This window comes from Sulfurisphaera tokodaii str. 7 (genome assembly GCF_000011205.1).
GTDB lineage: Archaea > Thermoproteota > Thermoprotei_A > Sulfolobales > Sulfolobaceae > Sulfurisphaera > Sulfurisphaera tokodaii.
Genome location: NC_003106.2, coordinates 1,999,163 through 2,019,216, shown reverse-complemented (window position 1 = coordinate 2,019,216; position 20,054 = coordinate 1,999,163). Strand labels below are relative to the sequence as shown.

General features: G+C 34.7%; 19 protein-coding genes and 4 pseudogenes. 6 read left to right on the top strand and 17 right to left on the bottom strand.

Annotation, left to right across the window (positions count from 1 at the left end; all coding sequences use genetic code 11):
• Positions 1–173 precede the first annotated feature (173 nt).
• Positions 174–415: pseudogene (locus STK_RS11115) on the bottom strand (antitoxin VapB family protein).
• 257 nt (positions 416–672) lie between these two features.
• Here STK_RS11115 and STK_RS11110 point away from each other — a divergent pair.
• Positions 673–1,131 carry a PaREP1 family protein gene (locus tag STK_RS11110; RefSeq protein ID WP_052846703.1) on the top strand — a complete coding sequence of 153 codons (459 nt, stop codon included), beginning with the start codon at positions 673–675 and terminating at the stop codon, positions 1,129–1,131.
• On the opposite strand, the gene STK_RS14990 is transcribed toward STK_RS11110, so the two are convergent.
• The gene (locus STK_RS14990) at positions 1,099–1,275 is read right to left on the bottom strand and encodes a PaREP1 family protein (protein ID WP_084742673.1); all 177 of its coding nucleotides are present in this window, start codon (positions 1,273–1,275) and stop codon (positions 1,099–1,101) included. The two genes, STK_RS11110 and STK_RS14990, sit on opposite strands and share 33 nt — an antisense overlap.
• A 214-nt stretch (positions 1,276–1,489) precedes the next feature.
• Between STK_RS14990 and STK_RS11105 the strand changes: the two genes are divergently transcribed.
• The 3 genes and pseudogenes from STK_RS11105 to STK_RS11095 all read left to right on the top strand — a co-directional run bounded on the left by STK_RS11105 (position 1,490) and on the right by STK_RS11095 (position 4,038).
• A complete protein-coding gene (locus STK_RS11105) occupies positions 1,490–1,777 on the top strand; it encodes a hypothetical protein (protein WP_052846702.1) in 288 nt (95 codons plus the stop codon).
• Between the two features lie 161 nt (positions 1,778–1,938).
• Positions 1,939–2,189, top strand: a pseudogene (locus tag STK_RS14985) (ISH3 family transposase); the annotation flags it as partial.
• A 601-nt stretch (positions 2,190–2,790) separates the two neighbouring features.
• Complete coding sequence (locus STK_RS11095) at positions 2,791–4,038, top strand: ATP-binding protein (RefSeq protein WP_010980072.1); 1,248 nt, start codon at positions 2,791–2,793, stop codon at positions 4,036–4,038.
• A 262-nt stretch (positions 4,039–4,300) separates the two neighbouring features.
• Here STK_RS11095 and STK_RS14980 read toward each other — a convergent pair.
• The 7 genes and pseudogenes from STK_RS14980 to STK_RS11065 form a co-directional block, all read right to left on the bottom strand.
• A pseudogene (locus tag STK_RS14980) lies at positions 4,301–5,135 on the bottom strand (ISNCY family transposase).
• A 383-nt stretch (positions 5,136–5,518) separates the two neighbouring features.
• Positions 5,519–5,953: a PIN domain-containing protein gene (locus STK_RS11090; RefSeq protein WP_052846698.1), complete on the bottom strand. Its 435-nt coding sequence runs from the start codon at positions 5,951–5,953 to the stop codon at positions 5,519–5,521.
• The gene (locus STK_RS11085) at positions 5,913–6,140 is read right to left on the bottom strand and encodes an AbrB/MazE/SpoVT family DNA-binding domain-containing protein (RefSeq protein ID WP_010980069.1); all 228 of its coding nucleotides are present in this window, start codon (positions 6,138–6,140) and stop codon (positions 5,913–5,915) included. The genes STK_RS11090 and STK_RS11085 overlap by 41 nt, the downstream gene beginning before the upstream one ends.
• Before the next feature lie 726 nt (positions 6,141–6,866).
• Positions 6,867–7,148 (bottom strand): type II toxin-antitoxin system VapC family toxin, encoded by a 282-nt coding sequence (locus STK_RS15750; protein ID WP_338055459.1) that lies wholly within the window; start codon positions 7,146–7,148, stop codon positions 6,867–6,869.
• A 168-nt stretch (positions 7,149–7,316) separates the two neighbouring features.
• Complete coding sequence (locus STK_RS11075; protein ID WP_010980068.1) at positions 7,317–7,721, bottom strand: glycine zipper 2TM domain-containing protein; 405 nt, start codon at positions 7,719–7,721, stop codon at positions 7,317–7,319.
• A gap of 127 nt (positions 7,722–7,848) precedes the next feature.
• The gene (locus STK_RS11070) at positions 7,849–9,069 is read right to left on the bottom strand and encodes a hypothetical protein (RefSeq protein ID WP_010980067.1); all 1,221 of its coding nucleotides are present in this window, start codon (positions 9,067–9,069) and stop codon (positions 7,849–7,851) included.
• 174 nt (positions 9,070–9,243) lie between these two features.
• Positions 9,244–11,013, bottom strand: coding sequence for a protein kinase domain-containing protein (locus tag STK_RS11065; protein ID WP_010980066.1), 1,770 nt, complete (start codon positions 11,011–11,013; stop codon positions 9,244–9,246).
• A gap of 234 nt (positions 11,014–11,247) precedes the next feature.
• Between STK_RS11065 and STK_RS11060 the strand changes: the two genes are divergently transcribed.
• A complete protein-coding gene (locus STK_RS11060) occupies positions 11,248–11,898 on the top strand; it encodes a hypothetical protein (RefSeq protein WP_010980065.1) in 651 nt (216 codons plus the stop codon).
• On the opposite strand, the gene STK_RS11055 is transcribed toward STK_RS11060, so the two are convergent.
• From STK_RS11055 to STK_RS11030, 6 genes are read right to left on the bottom strand one after another with little or no spacing between them, the layout of a single operon-like run.
• Complete coding sequence (locus STK_RS11055; protein ID WP_010980064.1) at positions 11,891–12,484, bottom strand: hypothetical protein; 594 nt, start codon at positions 12,482–12,484, stop codon at positions 11,891–11,893. The two genes, STK_RS11060 and STK_RS11055, sit on opposite strands and share 8 nt — an antisense overlap.
• Complete coding sequence (locus tag STK_RS11050; RefSeq protein WP_010980063.1) at positions 12,481–12,906, bottom strand: type III-G CRISPR-associated protein Csx26; 426 nt, start codon at positions 12,904–12,906, stop codon at positions 12,481–12,483. The genes STK_RS11055 and STK_RS11050 overlap by 4 nt, the downstream gene beginning before the upstream one ends.
• A complete protein-coding gene (locus STK_RS11045) occupies positions 12,896–13,909 on the bottom strand; it encodes an RAMP superfamily CRISPR-associated protein (RefSeq protein ID WP_232616476.1) in 1,014 nt (337 codons plus the stop codon). The genes STK_RS11050 and STK_RS11045 overlap by 11 nt, the downstream gene beginning before the upstream one ends.
• A gap of 42 nt (positions 13,910–13,951) precedes the next feature.
• Positions 13,952–14,206 (bottom strand): hypothetical protein, encoded by a 255-nt coding sequence (locus tag STK_RS11040; RefSeq protein WP_010980061.1) that lies wholly within the window; start codon positions 14,204–14,206, stop codon positions 13,952–13,954.
• A gap of 36 nt (positions 14,207–14,242) precedes the next feature.
• On the bottom strand, positions 14,243–14,926 hold the full coding sequence (locus tag STK_RS11035) for a hypothetical protein (RefSeq protein ID WP_010980060.1): 684 nt from the start codon (positions 14,924–14,926) through the stop codon (positions 14,243–14,245).
• Positions 14,923–17,337, bottom strand: coding sequence for a hypothetical protein (locus STK_RS11030; protein ID WP_010980059.1), 2,415 nt, complete (start codon positions 17,335–17,337; stop codon positions 14,923–14,925). Before STK_RS11030 ends, STK_RS11035 begins: the two co-directional genes overlap by 4 nt.
• 81 nt (positions 17,338–17,418) lie before the next feature.
• Between STK_RS11030 and STK_RS11025 the strand changes: the two genes are divergently transcribed.
• Positions 17,419–17,838 carry a PaREP1 family protein gene (locus STK_RS11025; protein WP_010980058.1) on the top strand — a complete coding sequence of 140 codons (420 nt, stop codon included), beginning with the start codon at positions 17,419–17,421 and terminating at the stop codon, positions 17,836–17,838.
• A gap of 252 nt (positions 17,839–18,090) precedes the next feature.
• Here STK_RS11025 and STK_RS11020 read toward each other — a convergent pair.
• Together STK_RS11020 and STK_RS11010 are read right to left on the bottom strand one after the other, a co-directional pair.
• Positions 18,091–19,071, bottom strand: a pseudogene (locus STK_RS11020) (transposase).
• Between the two features lie 34 nt (positions 19,072–19,105).
• Positions 19,106–19,795: a tetratricopeptide repeat protein gene (locus tag STK_RS11010; RefSeq protein ID WP_010980056.1), complete on the bottom strand. Its 690-nt coding sequence runs from the start codon at positions 19,793–19,795 to the stop codon at positions 19,106–19,108.
• Between the last annotated feature and the right edge of the window lie 259 nt (positions 19,796–20,054).

The window sequence follows — 20,054 nt, the reverse complement described above, 5'->3', positions numbered from 1 at the left end:
CTAGTGTTAACGGATAAATTATAATTTGATTCAAAAAATCTTTCTATAGCTATGTTGTATTTACCCCTCATAATTTCATAGACGTATATTACAGTAGTTGCAATACTATTGAAATTTTTTATAAAATCAAGTAGATTTTTATCCCATTCATTATAGAAATCATTACGTTAGAATCAAGCACTACCACATTCTCTCACTTTGAAACTCTTTCTGAATTCTTCTACTTTCTTCTCTAATTCTTTAGCCTCTTCTTCACTCAGAATTCCAAATATCAGATCTAAAGCCTCTACCCTCCCTTACTATTCTTATTGTAATATTCAATTAATTCGCTTATAACTTGGCTAAATGATTTATTACCTTTAAGTTTAGATAATTTCTCGTAAACTTCATCGGAAATAGTTATAACTTTTGGCATATGATATATGTGTATACATGCATATATAAAAATTTCAATATAAGTGAACTAATTGAATCTAATAAATCTTCTAATGTTTAGCCGGATTTCCTCTACAAGGAGCTAAGTGCCCTTGTCATCAATTTGGAGCTACCGTAAAAAGGCATGGTTAGCTAAATCAGTTATCACAAAAGAAATTGCAATAACCAGAAGTCATTAAAGTGCTCACTCCCTACTTTAATAAAATTTTATTTAATTATCTGTTATTATTCTCATACATGGAGGAATTAATAAAGAGGGCTGAAGAGATGGGAATTAACGTTGAAGATGTGTTGATAAGTAAGGATCCTAAGGAGGAGATAAGGCTTAGACTTGAACTAGCTAAAAAGTATATGAAGGAATGCGAGGAGTACTTAAAGACGAGTGATGCTATTCAGGCTTCTGAGAAGGCTTATAAAGTAGCTGAGGAATTGGTTAAAGCCTTAGCTGAAAAGTTCAATTTACCAGAATACCAACAAGCAATGAAAGAGGGGAGATGGTACACATACTTACTAACCAAAGCGGCTAACTCATTAGCAAGTAAACTAGGCAATTGGGTATCTGACGGTTGGAGCAACGGTTATCTACTTCACGTTTGGGGTTTTCATGAAGCAAAACTTACTATTACCGATGTGACATCTTACATAAATAGGATTAGAGATATGCTAAATGAGGCCAAGAAGATTTTGGGCAACTAAAGCTTTACAAGCTTGATAAGCTTTTCTAGCGGCATTCCTAATTAGACCTTCATCAAGGAATTTTCTTGTGATCTCTGCTTCATATCTAGCCTCTAAAAGTCTGGTCTTCTTATAAGCTTGGAGGCAAATCGGTAGCTCTTGCATTTTTTAAATTCCTTTTAAATATTTATCGTTTTACCACATAATAAGGTATAGCTGTTAATGGATATTCGTAATTTAAATAATATCCAGTCATTAACAAATAATAATGAGTATTATCAAACCTTTTTTACCGTGTCTAAAAGAAGTACCGAACAATGATGAGATTATGAGCGATCATTTATTACCAATTTTATAATTAAAAAATAGTATTAAAATAGTGCTAATAGCGATCATTGATAGAAATATAACTGGACTATTAAGGGCAAAGACAATAAATATACCGCTTATGGTGTCTATTATAAGAAGAGGGATAAAAATGAGTAAGAACTTATTCTCATCTTTTTTCTTTATAATTAAGGAAATAAGACCGATAGTACCTAAGGAGGCTAATAATAAACTAAAAGGCGAGGAAGTTATAACATATTGTATTGCAGATGCTAGGACTGTAAGCCCTATAAATATTGAGGGTATTTTTTCTGAGCTCATTAGTATGATTATTAAATAGGAAAATTTTATGCTTTACTTTAGTTTAACAACATACTTAGACTCTTCAGTATGGGAATCTCTTTTTTAGCGTAAAAAACGAGATGAACAATATTCAAAAAAGATCTAGTGAACACTAATTTTTGGAGAAAATTTTGTACATTAGAGGGCGGACCTTAACATATGAAGGGGAGTAAAGACAAAGGGATGGAATCCTACAACAGGGACTTCGTTAAGTCTACCTCAAACTAATCTACACCTCTCTAACTAATACACTTTTCCCCGAAGAACTCTTTAAAGCTAGAGGAACTTACTTGAGTAGGCTTGGGAATGAGGGGAGGAGAGCATTAAACCTCTTAAACAATATTGATGACGTTAGAAAGGCATTAAGGAAGATGGGTAAGAAAGTCTTGAGGGAGACTAGGGAGTTTAGGGCTAGGACTTGTGATGTTAGGAAGGAGTTGGTTCTTATTCTCCTCTGTTATTTGGTTCGTTCTTTGGGTGAGGTTGTGGGGGTTTTGTCAGTCTCTCGTTGATTTTCTGCCTTAAGGAGATGAGGGAAATTGTTGCACAATGTTTACCTCAAGTTGGGAGTTGTTTTTTCAAATCTCAGCTAACTCTATGTACCCCTTTTTAGCAACGTGAAATTAATCCTATATTTCCTTGTTTTTCTAATAAAAATATATTTAATTATACTCTATATCATAAAATATATGTGGTCTTATTTGAATGGTCCTGGTTTTGCTCAATTTTGGCTAATGTTATTATTTATCTCAGGAAAAAAGAGATTCCCATACTGACGTATAGATAACGTCTCTTCCAGTTCGTCCAATGGTCTTAGTTTAATACAAAGTTTTTAGAATAATTACCTAATTGATACTAAGTTTAAAATAATAAATCTATTTATCTTAATTAAGAGGTTTTTTATGTTTTTATTTTATTTAATTCACGACTTTAATATATGGTCTCTAATAGACCGGATAATTCGTAAAAGTAGTCAGAAAAAGACTTAAACTTAAAAAACAAGAAGCAGTTGTGGAAGAAGGGATTAAAAGTTTCATAGCTGAATGGCTGACCGCGGGCCTACCAAAACTCCTTGAAAGGGAGGTTACATTACCAGTAGATAAGGACTATATAATCACCGTTACGGGCGGGAGGAGGAGTGGTAAAACTTACCTACTTTACCAAACTATAAAGAAAATAATCGAGGGCAGAATAGCTACATTTGATGAAATACTCTATGTAGACTTTGAGGACTACAGACTAAGGGGGATAAGCGTTAAAGACTTAGACAAAATAATTAAAGCTTTCATAGAACTTACTGGAAAGCAACCGAAGTACATCTTTTTTGACGAAATCCAAAACGTTAAGGATTACGGGAGCTGGTTTAGGAAAAGGCTCAACGCTAGGGTGTTTTTAACGGGGTCATCATCAGAACTCACACCACAGAAGATAGCTGACGAACTGAGGGGGAGGAGTGTAAATTTCGAAATCTACCCCCTGTCATTTAGAGAGTTTTTGAAGTTCAAGGGTTTTTCATACACTCCTTTAATAGATTACACACCTCAAAGGGGTAAAATCCTGTCCTTACTTAGGGAGTATTTGTACTATGGCGGTTATCCAGCCGTAGTACTGGAAGAGGGTAAAGGCAAAATAGCGTTGCTCAAGTCCTATTTCGAGTCCGTAATAGTTAGGGATTTATCTATAGTTAAACCCCCAATAGCAGAGCTCTTTGCGAGTTTTATAATTTCCAATTACTCAAACCCTCTGAGCATGAACAAGGTTTATAACTACTTGAGGAGTCTGGGGGTTAAGATAGGAAAGGAAACAGTCCTCGAACTCTTCTCTAAAGCTCGGGACACTTACTTTGCCTTCCTAGTGGAGGAGTTCGAGAGGAGTGAGAGTAAGAGGAGGGCTAACCCCAAAAAGGTGTATATAATAGACACCGGTTACCCGACAGCTCTGGGCTACGAGTTTTCAATATCAAGGGCTATGGAAAACGCAGTATATATCGAATTACTAAGGAGGGGGTTTAAAGAGGTATTCTATTGGAAAGGTAAGAAGGAAGTAGACTTCGTGGTCTCCGAGAAATTCGAGCCCAAGAGCTTAATTCAAGTGACTTATGCAAGTGATAGGGTTGAGGAGAGGGAGGTGGAGGGGTTAATGGAGGCTAGATCCGCACTCAAAGTAGATGACGCATTAATCCTCACGTGGGACTATGAGGGTGAGGTGAAAGGGTTTAAGGCTTTGCCCCTATGGAAATGGCTACTTAATTTAAGTTAATCACCAGCCTTCATGACCCATAACATCTTTACAATAGCACTCGAGAGAGCGTCCAATGTGTAATTAACGTAATTTACTTTATTAACAAAATTTTTATAGAAAAGCAAGAATTACAGAACCCAATTGGATAATACTTAAGGGGGATTACGCCTAGGTTATACAATGGGGATTGAGATTTACCAAAGCGTAATCCCCCAATTGGGTTGGAAGAGTAAATATCTTTTGGATTGCGAGGGGATCTTGAAAGAGCTAGTGTAGCATTTTATGTATTTTTCCTTCTCTTGAACAGTTTCTTAATCCCACCCAAAGACTGATAAATACTTTTTATCATCCTCGATATCCTCTTGGCTCCCAACTTCAAACCAAGGAAGTACTTAAATAAGAGGACCAAGAACAAGGAGAGGACCTTCAAGGTCACAAAACCCTTGTTCCTAACCCATGTGAGGAAAGAGCTCTTCTCTAAGCCTAGGTATTCCCCTTGGGGGAACTCGGCAACTGGCACGTGTCTGCCACCCTCGACAACACGTGAGTTTGCCTTGAGTTCCCCGATAGTGTTAGGGTTTTTGAGTTTACGTACCATGAGTCGAATGAGATGGTGGTAACGTTGTACTCGTTTAGGATTGTTGGTAGTATTTCTAGGTATAGTTGGATTTTTGTTTTGTATTCTGCTTTTTCTCCTTGAGTATTTCGGCAACTTTTTGTGGTATGTATGGTGTTGTTATAATGTGGGTTTCGTTTGTGTATAAGTCTTTTATTGCTATTATTAAGCTGGTTAGTATCTTTTGTGTTCTCTGCAGTAGTGTTCCGTTTCCTAATATTGTTTTGTGGTTGTGTGTGTCGTCTTAGTTGTACTGGGTGGTCTTGTATTATTTGTTTTACTATTTTGATTAAGTTTATGTTTGCCAATTTGTCAAGGTTTTTTAGTACTGTTTCGTAGTCCATGCCTACTGCCTGTGCTATTTCTGTTGCTGTCCCACTAATTACTCCTCCTATTTTGCTAGTGTGTCTTTTCTTACGCTAGTCAAGGCTGTGAAGATTTGTTTGAGTGATTCTTGAAGTGCCTTGTAATACTCTTGGAGTAATGAGTTTGTATTCATCCGATATTTTGTTTGGCTAATTTTTAAAAAGTTTTTAAGGTTCCCTTAAACTGCAAGGATTTTCCTATAAATGCTATTCGAATTACCAGCTGTGTTTTTACATTAAAGTGTAGAGAATTTCTTTGCTTAACAACTACATTTAAAATATTTAAGTTATATTTATAGTTATGATGGAAGAAAGGAGATCTTTAATCCTTACGATTTTACAATTGGCTAAGGAGAGAAATATTTTTGATATTCATCTATCTATCAGAGATTTCACACGATTATCTAATTTTCTAATAGCTCCCAGAAATTTTATTATATTCTCTTCGATTTCATGCTTTTTAAATCTAGTATTGTTAAGATCGCCATTAAATGAGAATACCCTCTAGAGTTTTGCATTAAAGTAATATGATCCCTTTAACATCCATTCCATTTTCTTTCAAGAAATTATAAAAGGATTTATCCATCGTAATCAGCGGAATTTTAGTACTTTTATAGGCAGTGTATAATATTGCATCAAATATATCATTCCAGCCTTTATTTAGGATTTCATATATCGTCTCTATTTCAAGTTCTTCAATAGAAATTAGGTTAACGTTACTTAAAACATAAATTAACCCTTTCATAGCCTCTTCCGGTACTTTGTTTAGTTTCAGCTTTTTAGCCTCCTTAAATATTACTGCTAGAAGTTCGGTCAGCAGTAGATTAGGGTAGTATATTGCCTTTCCTTCTAATAAGCTATCCTTTATACCTTTTACCTTAATCCCTACTAAAGGTAATAAAAAGCTGGTATCAACTATTAACTCCGAGAGATTTATTAATCTCTTCTCCAACCTCCTCTACCTCATCTGGACTTATTTCAGCCCAATACTTTGAAGGTTTCCTAACCGGTATTAGCTCTATCTTATCATCTTTTACAACTAAAACTAACCTATCACCCTCTTTTAAGTTAAGACTATCAGCAATCTCCTTAGGAATATAAATCGCATTTCTCTTACCTATTCTTATAATCCTCTCCATAAGATTTATCTGATTAATCAGAATAATAAGACTTTCTATTATACTATACCTCAACTACAAGAGTGTCACGTCTTTAGGTTTCATTCTGGCTGAAGATTGCGTTTTAAATAAAATCTATTAAATTGTTGTTCCAGTGTTTACCCATGGCGTAACTTCTTCTTCTTATTTTTAATTTCGCTACGTGAAAGTGTTAAATATGTAATTAATGTAATTTACTTTATTAACGAAATTTTTATAGGAAAAAATATAGAACCCAATTAGAATAATACTTAATGGAGATTACACCTAGATTACATCATGTACTGAACTCTATATTAAAAAAGCACACAGAAAAGCTCCCTTAGCCTGGATTATCGAATAGCATTTATAGGAAAATCCTACGCTTTAAAAGTTTTTAAAATTACATCTAAGATCGATTAATTATCTAGTAATTGCAATAGTATTTAAGTGGATCATCTCAGAATTAAATATAAATATTATTGCAATTATTTATAGTAATTACTGAGTGTCACGATTTTCCGATAAATGCTAGTGAAAATTATGAGGTTATTTGCAATTATATTTAATAAACTAATTTTATATTATTATATTCTTAGTAATTAAGTGAATTTAATTCTGAACAAACGTATTTTATAACTTTTTACTTTATATAGCTATTCACATTAATTACGCATTTGTTGCTCTTACAGGTAAACACTATAGATACCGAGTTCCTTAGAACGCTAATTAACTTTTACAAACATAATATTCTATCTCGTTTAACTTCTCACAATTTAACATTTTGGTAAAATCCTCATCTTTAGTCAAAATATAACACTGTTGAGTATATGCAAAAGCTGCGATAAACAAATCTATTTTCCAATTTTCTCCTTTAGGTTTTACTCCCTTATTCCTTATTTGTTTTTCTAACATAGATGCATATACAGCCTCACTTACGTCGAAAGGTAAAATTATGAAATCTGATAAAAATTCTTGTAACTGCGCGTCATCACTAGCTCCAGCAAGGATTTCCTCATAAGTTAATGTCGTTATAGTTTTTTATTACATTGGTTAAAAATTCTTGATAATATATTACGTTTTTTCTCATAAGTTTTCCTTAACAATATCCTAATATAATCAATTATGATACTTGTATCAAAAATTACGTATTGAGTATTGCATATGTTGATAAACTCATCAACGTTCATTAACTATCTCTTCTAATCTATTAATATCGATGTAATTAGCTATTTCTTCAAAAGGTCTAGCTTTTATGCAAGGGTATTTCTTGGAGTATATCACTTTAGTTATTATAGAATCTATAATGTGACCAGTCAACGTGCCTATTATTGCACCAACTATAGTCCCAAGCAATTTATCATCGTCGGACTTACCTAGCGAATTACCAATTATTGCACCAGCTGCAGCACCTATTATCTTCCCTATAATTAACTCCTCAACGTTTTCCTCACCCAACTTGTCACAAACAGACCTCGCGATCTTAATACTCTCATCGTCATCATTAGCAGTATACCTAGTGTTTATCTCTCCAATTCTTCTGTAATTTTTAGACACAATATATTTGGCAATATATTGGGTCATAAAAATGAAATATACTTACTAACTAATAAGCTTTGTTAGAGTAATTTCATCTAAGGAGTCTTTATTCAATATATTATCACTGTCCTCTACTTCAAGCTTAACAACCCTACCTTCTCCGCCAAATATACTACATAGGAAAAATCTTATCAAATAATCTACTACAAGGAAACGAGGCCATTACAGCGTCGACCGGGACATTACACCTTACTAATTCTCCGTTTTTGAACTCACACCACTCTAACTGACCACTTGGGTCAAAGAAAACTAACCTAGCTAACTTAGCTGGAAAATCTATGATGATTCTGTAATCGTAGTTCGGGTATCTAACACCTCCTTTATCTAAGAACAAGCTGAAACCGAGGACTCCTACTCTTACTTTACGGTGCAAAGAGAGTTTGGATACCTTAGCCCCTTGTTTAACTAACTCAGAGATTTTAATTTGCCCATTTAAAGGAGATGGTTTGGGTTTCGGGACTGGTGGTAACTTACTCATAATGTGTTCAATAGCTTTATCACTTAAGTATGGGTTACCCAAGCTTAAAATCTCGTTCACTACTTGTTTGCCTTGCATATCAAATATCTCCACTTTAATTTGATTACCAATACCGTAAACTACGCCGTAATAATACGGTAAAAGAGCTTTAACATACTCTTGTATTTGATACATTGCAGATGGGGCGTAATTGGACTTAAATTCTAGGACTAGTAGTGGGTAATCGTAGTCTGAAACATCTTCATTTTTATACACTACTAAGTCCGGCTTTATTATGTTTAGACCGGTCGGACTTATACTACTGCATTCTGATAACGCGTAGTAACCTAAATTATTCAGAATCCTTGAGAACTCAGCCCTCAAAAACCTTTCGTAAGTAGGTGCTGTAAGAATCTTATTTATTACTCCGTTAAATGTTGTATAGCTTGCAGTACAATTTTCCTGTGACTGCGATAAAAAGTTCTTAAAAAAGTCATTAACTAAAGCTTGGTACGAATCATATGCCTTGTCGTATATTTGGCTATTACCTTTATATATTACCAAATAAAAGGGCGAACTCGTTAGATCTACAATTACGGTATAACAAGGATTAATTATTGAGGAATAATTTAGAGCTTGATTAACTACTTTAGCGTGACTAGTTTGTTTTAACTCGTTTTTAAATTCGATTAGCATAAAGGGGAAGCAGCTACCACGACATATATATGCTATTAGATCTGTCCTTTTATTGTTGGAAATAACCATTTCTGGAATAGCTATACTTGGTATATTATTCTGCAGAAGGTAATTGACTATGTATGAATAAAACTCATCCCTAATCTCGCCCTCACTTATATAATGAATATACCTAACCATTACTAACAATTACCAGAGTAAATTTATAAATATTTCTTGTTAAGAAAACTTAATATTTGTACTTGTAATTTTGTCATACCAACTTCCTAATCGGTAATTATTCCGCCTTTAACTCTGTTGCGAAATTCTTGTTATTGGATCCATATTCATTTTAGAGTAAAGTAACAACATCTTTTATTTCAATCTGGTTATTTGATCAAGAACTTCTTTTGCTGTAGGCCTCTTTAGTGGGTCTGGGTCTATCATTCTCTTTAACAGTGGTTTAACTTCTGCCGGTACGTTTGGGTCCCATAGGGCTAACTTTTGCTTAGCTATTGTAACGTTTCTCGTAACGCAATTCATATCATTTACTTTGTAACAGTTAAATGCGTCCTCCATCTCCCGTGAGTCAGGCCTGTATATCACGCCTGTAAGTAATACATAGAGTGTTATCCCTAAGGAGAATACGTCAAAGCTGGGTTTAGCCTTATCTGTAAACGCTTCCAGCGGCGCATACTCTGTCGTTAACTGCACTACGCTACTCCCAACCTTTACTGCCCCTCCCAAATCCCCTAGTTTGAAGTTAATATTAGGCAAGTCTGCTGGGTCTTTGGGCTTAAAAGTTAAGAAAACGTTTTGGGGCTTAATGTCACAGTGCACAAACCCATTAGAGTGTATTTCAACTAATGCCTCAGCAACTGAGGCAATAGCCCTATAAACTGTCTTCCTCCAATAAATGGAGTAATAGAACTTATCGTCGCTTAGTAAGTCTAAAAGTGTTCCACCGTTCATCAACTCCATGACTATCATAGGTGGGTCTTGTAAATAAAGGCTAGTATTCCCAGAAATTATATTCTTAATAATTAACTCGTCAGCATATATAGCATATATCCTAACTACGTTAGGGTTATTAGAGATTGATACTAAGGGGTAAGCCTCGTTTACCAGATTCTTGAAGTACTCATCAGACCCACTCCCAGTCCCAATCTTTAAGACCTTTATAGCGTAGTCCTTCCCATCCGAACCAGTAGCTTTTAACACATAACCGTTACCCCCCTCACCTATCACTTCCTTAACTAAATAACCGTGTAACTTTCTGTTAACCCATATTTTAGGATTCCACGAGGAGAGAGACAGAAGCGGTTTACTTAACAATACTGAGGGAGGGTTCAGCGTAGACAAACTCGAGATCGTACACTTAGACATCTTTTCCCTTATAAGGGGTGTGTCTAGGGTTTGGACTATCTCTGAATAAGTCAGACACTCAGCGTCTTGTAGTCCCATCTTTTCATAGGCTTGGGCTTCATAGAGTAACGCCAACAGTCTCAACACGTTAATATTGACATGCTGTAACTCAAACACAGCTTCACCGTATTTCTTTTCCTCTATTAACGCACGCCCTTTTATCACAAGTGCTAAATCCTTTATGAACCCCTTATCGAGCCCCTTTAATGTGAAATCAGCTTGTATAAGTCCAGAAGAAAAAATCGCATCATCTGCATAGCCTTGTTTAAGCCTAATATATGCATAACCTAAGTTATAATAAATATACTCATTTTGTAGAATCTGCCATGCTTCCTTCACACGGCCAATCTCTGCCAAAATCATAACTTCCAGTAAATAACTTAGCTTAGTTACTTCATTATTACTTGAGTTCCTTACTGCTCTAGTAGCGTAAAACAAAGCCTCTTGAAGCGTCTTTTGCTGCTCCTTAACAAAAAAGGAGTAGAGGTATAATGCTAAGGACAAGTAATATTGTGCCTCACCGCTGTTCATACTTTTTAGTGTTTTTATAGCTTCATCAAGTTTACCCATCATTACTTCAGCCTTACCTTTCCACAACAGTGCGTTCTCGTCGTTAGGACATAAATTAAGGGCTTCGTTAAATTTCTCGTACGCCTCTTTTAACTTACCAGAGTTATATAGACTAACGCCCATGTTAATTAAATAGCTACAACTGCTCATTACAAAAATATTTTAAGATCTGGTTCTTATCTTTTTCCTTACTATCAATTAACGTAGTAATTACAAGTATACGCGTTGTGTATGTCGTTGTAATATTTATACTACAACGTAGTACAACTACAACATGTTGTAGATCTACAACCACAATTATTATATTAATATATGCGTTGTATATTAAGAAAAACACAAGATTTTTTAACCTCCAGTTTTTAATATATAGCTTGGTGTGGGAAGATGGCATGCAGATTAGAAAGATGTGTTCGTTCAATATTACACTTAACTACCGATCACACGTTTTTCATCTCATTTGACCTACAACATAAACCAAGTGATTACCTTAACGTTAATTACGAGGTTAAAATGGGCTTTTACTACTTGATTAACAGGCAATATGATAATAACGATCCAATTTACGGAATAACTGCGTTAGGTAATATGAGCTTTAGCTTCGGAGAGTCAGAGAAAGAGGACTTAAAATACACAATAACTAACTGGCTCAAAATGGTAGCAATAGTAAGTATATCAAGGGGACTCTTTGAGTATTGGCTTAAAAACGTATACTTAAGGGACTTATCGTATTTGCTTGTAAGTATTAACGAGATAGGTCACATAGTTTCAGACCAAAGGCTTAAGTTCTATTCGCTCCTACCATTGGGTTCATTAGCCCTACTTAAAATAAAATCACGAATATTACCGAAATATTTGATTTATGAGGATGCAATACTACAAGTGACAAAGAGGGAGATGGTTAAAACGATAATGTCGCAATACGATGTATTAGAAAGGGAAGTGAAAAACTTACTTAAACGCAACCCACAGTTTAGGAGGTTAATAAACAGATTTATTGAAGATAATTGTATTAACAACAGTTACGAATTTACGTAACTTCTAAGCATTCTCTCAGCTTTTCTCTTAAGGTATTTATATCCTCAAGCAATTTCTGTAACTCTTTGTCTTCAATCTCAACTCTAAATATCCCTAAACCCCTTGACTTAAACCTCCCCAGCCTAATGATGCCCAAGTTCACGTAGTAAAGCCCTAAGAGAATTATTAAATGACTGCATGTATAATTACAGACTGCTAACACTTTTATCGGTTTTTCAGATACCAGAATTTTATTATAGGGCCCTCTGAATAAAAAGCGATAGTTAAAATTCTTTTTAGCGCTAATAACTTCGCTGAAATTTTCTATGAAGAAACTACACCCCTTAAGCCCCATCATCCCGTAAGTTCTACAAATAGGGCATGGGAATACCCTTAACCCCTTTCGTTCTTCCTCCGTAAGCTCCGGACAAGTCTTATTGTACATGTCCTCGCACGAGTATCCCTCTCCAAAGAGTGTCCTGAGGCCAAAGATTGACGCAGTCCTGAACATCCCTTTAATAGAACTGATATAACTCTCTTTAAATACGTCACTAAGGGTTAATGTAAAAGGAGTTATGGGCTTTAGTATAAACTCGAATTTGATCATCTTTTCCTCCCAATGCAATTCTTAAAAAACTTAGATAACTCTGGAAAATCAGTAACTTTTTTATCTTTGTAATACTCATTTTCGACTTTCGTGAACACTAAATAAAGTTCTCTGATCTCATCCTTTAAGTTTTCTGGAGGTTCATAGTCTTTACTATCCTCTGCAACTATACATATATCTAATGATTCTAGCCTATTATACCTTATTTTAGGGATATAGAGTATTTTAGACATAAAAGCCTTGCCCTGCCTAGCATTACCAAAATACTTTTCTCTCTCATCTCTACTAAGCTTGCACCTCAAAAGCGTTTTGATCAGAAATAGGAAACGGGATAACTGTTCCACATCTTTAAAGCTAAGATCCAAATCAACGCTATAGCAATCTTTTACCAACCCTCTCTTAATCACTTCGTTATTTAACACCCTCTTCCACCACTTCAATTGTTGAAAGCAAATAACTGGGATAGAACACTTTTAACATTGATAACTTTTCGTTTATATTCGTGTCAAGCTTTTTATTCTTGAAGTTTAATTTTAACTTACCCAGTATGCTTTCCTCGCTAAGCTCTATGGTAAAATCGCCGAACTTGAGGGAGAAAACTCCATAACCTACGCTACCCCTAGCACCTAACGTAACCTCCATCTTCTCAGCTTTCTCACTTAACAGTTTTAGGTCTTCTATGAATCGATTTAAATACTCATCTTTAAGTAGTAATGCAAATCCTAGAAATTTAGTGCCTATAGTGATAATTTCCTCGTTATATAGCTTTCGGGGAGATGCAGCCCATGTACGTCTGTCAATAGAAACGTGAGTCAGCCTATCTATCCTTACTGGAAAGGGGTCTATAGGGTAAAAGTTTGTAAACCTTACAGAAGCCCTTAATCCTGAAGCTCCGTAGAGCATACAAGTTCTACAGAAGTTCTCTCTATTAGTTAACTTGTTCCAGGCTTCTCTAAATTTCTTCCTATCCTCATCCTCTATAAGTGCGGTATTCTCGCACCTATCTAACTCGGAAATAACGTAACAGGATTCGCTGAAATTCCAACCCGTTACATCAAAGTATGCCTTTAGGAGTTCAGCCAGGTTTGACTCGTTATAGTATTTGTCATCAAGGTATTTTTTATCGAGAAGCCCTGAACTCACTAATAGTTCGATCTCATCTTTCAAATAATCATTAAAAAATTTCAAACTTCTCCCTTTTAGTTCAGCTAGAAATTTTTTAACTCTTGTTTCAAAATCAGCTGGTGGGTTACCCATCTTCCTCTTACTTACCTCAACTGTACTCCTTAAAACTCCTTTAAAAGACGTGGAGGGAATGTAAGGAATTAAGTAGTCTTTACCATGATAATTGATAACTATCTTTGCTTGCGGGAGGTCTGCTGAAATGTAATCAAAATATACTGAAGTACCTCCAACTCTGAGCAAAGATTTAGACTCAATAAGTATGGGGACTACTTGAATTTCCTATCACCCCCTTAACAGTTCGTAAGATATTTTGAGTAACCTTTCTCTAGCTTCATCAAACTTACCTTCTTCTACTAGTGTATATACGATCTTTGCATTATCCTTTAAACATTTAAGTTGCATAAGCGTTGCGGTAACAATTTCTTTCAAATTGCCGTTAATTTTTTCGTCAAAATTCTTCTTAAACCCGAATTGACTTAGGACTAGTGTTAGAGTCCTAATAATCTCTGAACAATTCTTTGCCTCCTCACTGTCCATAATAAAACTTAAAATTTAACGATATATAAACTTGACTTACTCACTTAAACATTCTTTAGGTACAACTACTCCATGTGCCATTTTCATATAAGTTCTATCTAGACCTTTAATTTCGTTAAAGAAGTCTAACAATATATTGTAATTCTTAGGATTTCTCCCCAACTTCACATCCACTAACTTAACTACTTTATCCCTTGTCTGTCTAACATCTTTACCGTCTAATACGTAAATCTGATGTTGTTCTAATTCATTTGAACCGTGGAATCTTAAGAACCTAACCCTAACTATATCTCCGAATGCCTTTGCATCATCCAATCTTATTACCGGTATTGCTAATGCATATAGGCTGGAGTTTGATTCTTCTACCTTTACGTCTTCAACCTCAGAGAAGTTTACGAATATGAGGTTTTTCAATTCACTCATTGCATCTTGAAGGTCTCCTACTATACACCCCTCATATTCACCGTAAACCTTTCGATTTGAGAAGTAAAGTAGCTGCAAATATGGGAACGAATAATAGTATACTCTACCTAAACTTACTCTGTTCTGGTAAAAAGGGAATTTATTTAAGAGCGTGAAGTCTGAAAAGCCGAAATTTACGTCCTTATCTTTTCCGTTTATTGAATAAAATTGCGTTAGTGCACCGGCTAAAGTAGTAGAGGGCAAAAACGGCTTTTTGTAACCGTAATAAACCTTCATTCTCACTCTCAGATACTTCATTTCAATAACCTCGCTATACTTAATTTCTCCTTAGGATATTTCACTTCTTCTGTAAACCTTGCCTCTACCAGATTATGTTCCTCGCTCAATTTATCTATTGCTAATAATAAATCATCTAGCTCTTTTGGAAGTTCTAGCTTATCTAGTATTACCGGCTCTCCAACTTCCATTACTCCCCTCCCTACATATAAGGGTAAGTAAACTACTGCATTGGGCTTATTTACCTTTTCGTCAATTGATTCTACTAACTCAATTATATTCCTTATAGGGACGTCAGATAATGCCCTTACTATGAAGATACGTATAATTGGCTTATAGTAGCGAAGGTGAGACTTTTTATTTAAACTGTTTAGAGCATTTATTACATTTTCAGCATCTTTGCGGAATTCCTTGACGTCCATTGCAAACATTACGTAACTGTTGAAGACTGCAGTGGGTATTAACACGTATTGCATCTTCACTTTCTCCATCAAAAGGTAGAATTCTACTAGTTGAGACAACCTCCTATCTATGGAATCTTGAATAGTTAAAGTATAAGGTAATTCATTCTCTACGAGTTTCTTTATCCCCTCAAGTAGACCTTTTAGCCCGTACGTATTTTCCCCTACCTTTAAGTTTAACCTTTTATAAACTGGGTTCAGTTTTTTGATTTCGAATCCCTCTTCAAATCCTAGTGCATAGAAGGCTAATAAGTAGTCATTTTGTCCCTCTTCAAGTTGTAATTCCTTCACGAAATCTTCCAGCCTATTTCCTTTATATTCCCTATTTAATACATCTATTAACTTATCCTTATCACCACCTAATATTTTATTGGAAACTTCATCGTTTTGAAGGCTTGAAATCACGTTATTTTTTATTATCTCATTCCTTATGTTTTCAATTATAGGCACTATTTTGTCCTTAATAATGCTCTTAAAGTCTACTTTACCTTCTGGTACATAAGGCTCTATTTTAGCTAAGATAAATATGAGGTCTTCTCCTATTTCGTCAAGGCTTGCGGAATACTGGGTAAAAAATCTGCTTGATAGTCTTACTGCAGTACATATGTGGCATAACCTCTCCTTTCTTCCAAAAACCATGTTTCTAAATTTCACAATCTCCTCTAACTTATCTAACTCCTCATCCTTTATAGCCCTTCTTGTCTTGCATTTATCGCAAATTTCATTTGATAAAGGTAAGTATGTTGAATAATTTATAGTGTAGGCTGACTGCATAATTGCGGACTCTAACTCCAAAAATTCATTAAATTTCTTTGCTTCCTCATTCTCATTAGAGCCGGTTAATAGACCGGATTTTATAATACTGTAATGGACTTCCAGTTGTTCTTTCATGTTACCGTCTTTGTTTCCGAATATATAACGTAGAGTTTCATCGAGTGCTTCTTCTATAATCTCTTCAAATTTGTTTTTTATACTGTAAGGGAGTAGGAGTAACATACTATCTATCGTAGCATAAACTGTGAAAGGTGTAAATAACTCTATATAAGGAGTGTCAAAAACCTTTTCGTCTATATCAGGTAAGAAAAACGTACTCACTCCCATTTTTTCTAATATCTTCCGGTTCAAATAGTATGAAAATATCCTCAGAATACTCGAGGAGCCGAGCAAGTCCTTTAATGACATAGGGTTAAAGAATGGGTTTTCCAAGATTATTAAAGTTGCACCGTTAGAGAGTAAATAAACGTACAGTGCTCCCCTCATGTGCGCAATTATTTTTATGTCATTCCCCGAAAACCATGTCCTTTGCGGTTTAAGTAAGAGGCTTTTAGCTATTTTATCCCATCTTTCCTCGTCTATTAACTGCTTAATATCCTTTATACCCAGCTTATCTAAAACTTCATCATCAAGTTGATTTAACGGATCTTTATCATAATAGATCTTTTCAATCTCACTAAAGATAGGAGAAACACTCGCTACTGGATACTTTGTCTTCTCATTTTCAGGCTTATTTATTAACTCTGGAGCCTCTTCCGCAATACTAGCTATTATATCGTACTTTTTAAAGATATTTTTAAGTAGTTCACCCAATTTACCTTTTGATTCCCCTTCTCCAATCTTTAATCCCTTGAACACATCATGAAAGTAAATAAGTAGTGGTATCGAATCTAAGAGAATTCTCACAACTTCATATTTATGCATAGTTATATCACCATATCTCTTCTGCAATTTTTTACAAACGTAATAAGCTAGTAATTCCTCATGTCCTTTTAGACTACTTATATCACAATCAATGTTTTCAATTTGCTCTTGTATCTTTTCCGCATATCCATTAAGGCTCTCAATGTCATTACTCATGTAGGAAAGGATAAAGTCTTCACTCTCATCTTTTTTCAGTAAATTGGATAACTTCTTCACAACTTCTAAATCCACCTTCTCATAGCCTAGTTTCTTTATAAGCTCATCAAACGACATAATTCTTTCAATTATTACTTCTTTATCAATTTAAACTTTGATACACCAATATTTATCTCTAATAACTGTAAACACTCTATTATGGAAAAAGAGATTAGAATTAATTTTATTAATGAATTATTAAATGAACTTGATAAATTAGAGGAAGAATTCCTCAACACCGACAACTTCACAAGAAAGTTAGTATTAATTGTTCAGATAGCAGAAAAAATATATAAAGTTGTAGAAGAGACATTAAAATTTCTAAGTGAAGAGCACAAAATAGACGTAGACTGGGGTGAGCAAAGTGCATATGAGCATGTAATAAATGAGATATTTAAGAAAACCCAACAAAAAGAGTTAGTAAAAAGATTATATAAAACGTGGAGAATAGCTAGAGATGAACTTCATATTAGGGTATTTCATGAAGTACCATACGACCCAGAGTTATTTGAACATATAATGGAAAACTATAAGCTAGTAAGAGGGATGATCGTTAAAATTCTTACATACAACTTATAATTCTATCAGTAACATTAATTAGCCCTTTCATTTATGGAGAAAGCTTTCTGAGAGCGTCCAATATGTAATTAACGTGAATAACTAAATAAAGTAAAAAGTTATAAAACCCGTTTGCTTAGAATTAAATTCACTTAATTACGACAAGTATGATAATATAAAATCAGTTTATTAAAAGCAATTGCAAATAATCTCTCAATTTTCGATAATCCAAACTAAGGGAGCTTTTCTAGCATGATTTCCCATCGAGTTTTTCTAGTGTAAGACTCGCCTCTTCCTAAGAGCCCTAAACCGCTGAATATTATAAGCTAAACCTACGAGATTAGCGAAAGTATTCAACACCTCTAAACTCCTAGCATAACACCTCATGTGCTCCTTGAGAAAAATCCCAAAAAACTCAACACCACTCCTCAAAACTCCCAAACCCTTTCTAGCCCTAATTACCTTACCCCTCTCCACAAACCCCCTATCCACAAGCGTAACCACATTAGGCACAATAGGAGACCTCGAATCAGAAACATTAGCCAAAACCAACTCAACCTTAGATACCATAAGGGTTTTAGAAGAAACCTCAGCAAAACACTTCCCCCCAAACCAAGCCTTACCCCACTTCCTACCCCAACTCCCCTCATGCTCCCTAACAGTATAATCCCTAGGGAAATGAGAAAAAAGCTCCTCCCTCTTTCCCTCATCAAGTGAAGCAAGAACCTCATGAGGCTTCCTCTTAGAATCAATCTCCCTCAAATCAAGCAATAACTTCTCAATATGAGTCTCAATACTCTTCTCACCATTAGGTAACTCAACGGGAAAACTGTCAAGTAACCTTATATCCCTTCCAAACTTCTCCTCTGCTAGTAGATGGTGTGTGGGAAGTTGTTCTTCTTCAACTAGTGATTCAAATCTTCTGAATACCTTGAGGAGTAAATCCCTTATTCTGTCACCAAACTTGTGGATGAACCAGTGTAGTGAGGACTTTGATGGGATCTCGTTAACTTTGAGGAAACGCTTTACCATTGGTAGCTGCGAGTTCAATTGTCCCCCTATAAGACTCTTTATAGAGTACCATAACAATCAGCATCTTCAAGTAAGTCAAGGGGTCATATTCAGTGAACTTGAAACCCTCAAACTCCCTTCTGATCACATCATCTATTAAGATCTCCTCGCAATCCAAAAGATATTTACTCTTCCAACCCAAATATTTTGGGGGATTACGCTTTGGTAAATCTCAATCCCCATAGTATAACCTAGGCGTAATCCCCCTTAAGTATTATTATCCAATTAGTTCTGTAATTCTTGCTTTTTCTATGAAAAATTTATTAATAAAGTAAATTACGTTAATTACACATTGGACGCTCTCACGTGTTTTTATTATGTGCACGAAGTCTTTTATAAAATCTTTTTCTGAACCTTTTAACTCATTAAAATACTGAAGATTTACAAGTGCATGTTCCGAGTTCCCTATAGCACTGAGTATATTTCGTCTTTTAAGGTCAATATATGCAGAAGCTATTTCAGATAGTGCAAATGGAAATGAAATATTGCTTTTAGTCAGTATCTGCATAGCTTCATTCGTGAGATTAAGTTCTGCTAAGATTAGAATTTCTAATAAGTTACTTAGATTATTTAGTACTTTATTATTTTTTGAATTCCTTACAGCTTCAGAAGCATAGAATAAAGCGTCTTGAAGTATTTTTTGATGATCCTTTATAAAAAAGGAGTAAAGATACAGAGCTAAAGATAATGAATACTGAGCTTCAGCAATATTTGGCACAGTCTGTAGTGTTTTTATAGCTTCATCAAGCTTACCCATCATTAATTCGGTTTTGCCTTTCCACAGTATAACTTTTTCGTCATTAGAGCATAAATTAAGAGCTTCATTAAACTTTTCGTACGCTTCTTTAAACTTACTAGAATTATATAAGCTAATACCTATGTTAATTAGATCGTTACAATTATTCATACTACTCTTAAAATAATTTTGTGACTTATATTTATAGTCTTTTTCATAATGAGTGTAAAGTAGTAAAGAGATCAATTTTAATTAAAGATGCTTAATATAAGCAAGTTAATCAAATTAATCAACATATGCCTTAATTTTGATAATATCCTTTTTCTTTCACATTTACTAAGAAAAGCTTTGAATTTCTCTCATTTTTATTCTTTTCTGTGATAATTTTTTAAGTTACTAAGAAGATATTTCTTATAAGTTTTAACATGAC

Bases quoted from the DNA above. Each gene is read 5' to 3' on its own strand.
- STK_RS14990 (WP_084742673.1), bottom strand. From the start codon at position 1,275: ATGCAAGAGCTACCGATTTGCCTCCAAGCTTATAAGAAGACCAGACTT.
- STK_RS11010 (WP_010980056.1), bottom strand. From the start codon at position 19,795: ATGAATAATTGTAACGATCTAATTAACATAGGTATTAGCTTATATAAT.
- STK_RS11070 (WP_010980067.1), bottom strand. From the start codon at position 9,069: ATGGTTAGGTATATTCATTATATAAGTGAGGGCGAGATTAGGGATGAG.
- STK_RS11110 (WP_052846703.1), top strand. From the start codon at position 673: ATGGAGGAATTAATAAAGAGGGCTGAAGAGATGGGAATTAACGTTGAA.
- STK_RS11075 (WP_010980068.1), bottom strand. From the start codon at position 7,721: ATGACCCAATATATTGCCAAATATATTGTGTCTAAAAATTACAGAAGA.
- STK_RS11025 (WP_010980058.1), top strand. From the start codon at position 17,419: ATGGAAAAAGAGATTAGAATTAATTTTATTAATGAATTATTAAATGAA.
- STK_RS11035 (WP_010980060.1), bottom strand. From the start codon at position 14,926: ATGAAGTATCTGAGAGTGAGAATGAAGGTTTATTACGGTTACAAAAAG.
- STK_RS11065 (WP_010980066.1), bottom strand. From the start codon at position 11,013: ATGAGCAGTTGTAGCTATTTAATTAACATGGGCGTTAGTCTATATAAC.
- STK_RS11060 (WP_010980065.1), top strand. From the start codon at position 11,248: ATGGCATGCAGATTAGAAAGATGTGTTCGTTCAATATTACACTTAACT.
- STK_RS11030 (WP_010980059.1), bottom strand. From the start codon at position 17,337: ATGTCGTTTGATGAGCTTATAAAGAAACTAGGCTATGAGAAGGTGGAT.
- STK_RS11040 (WP_010980061.1), bottom strand. From the start codon at position 14,206: ATGGACAGTGAGGAGGCAAAGAATTGTTCAGAGATTATTAGGACTCTA.
- STK_RS11055 (WP_010980064.1), bottom strand. From the start codon at position 12,484: ATGATCAAATTCGAGTTTATACTAAAGCCCATAACTCCTTTTACATTA.
- STK_RS11085 (WP_010980069.1), bottom strand. From the start codon at position 6,140: ATGGAGAGGATTATAAGAATAGGTAAGAGAAATGCGATTTATATTCCT.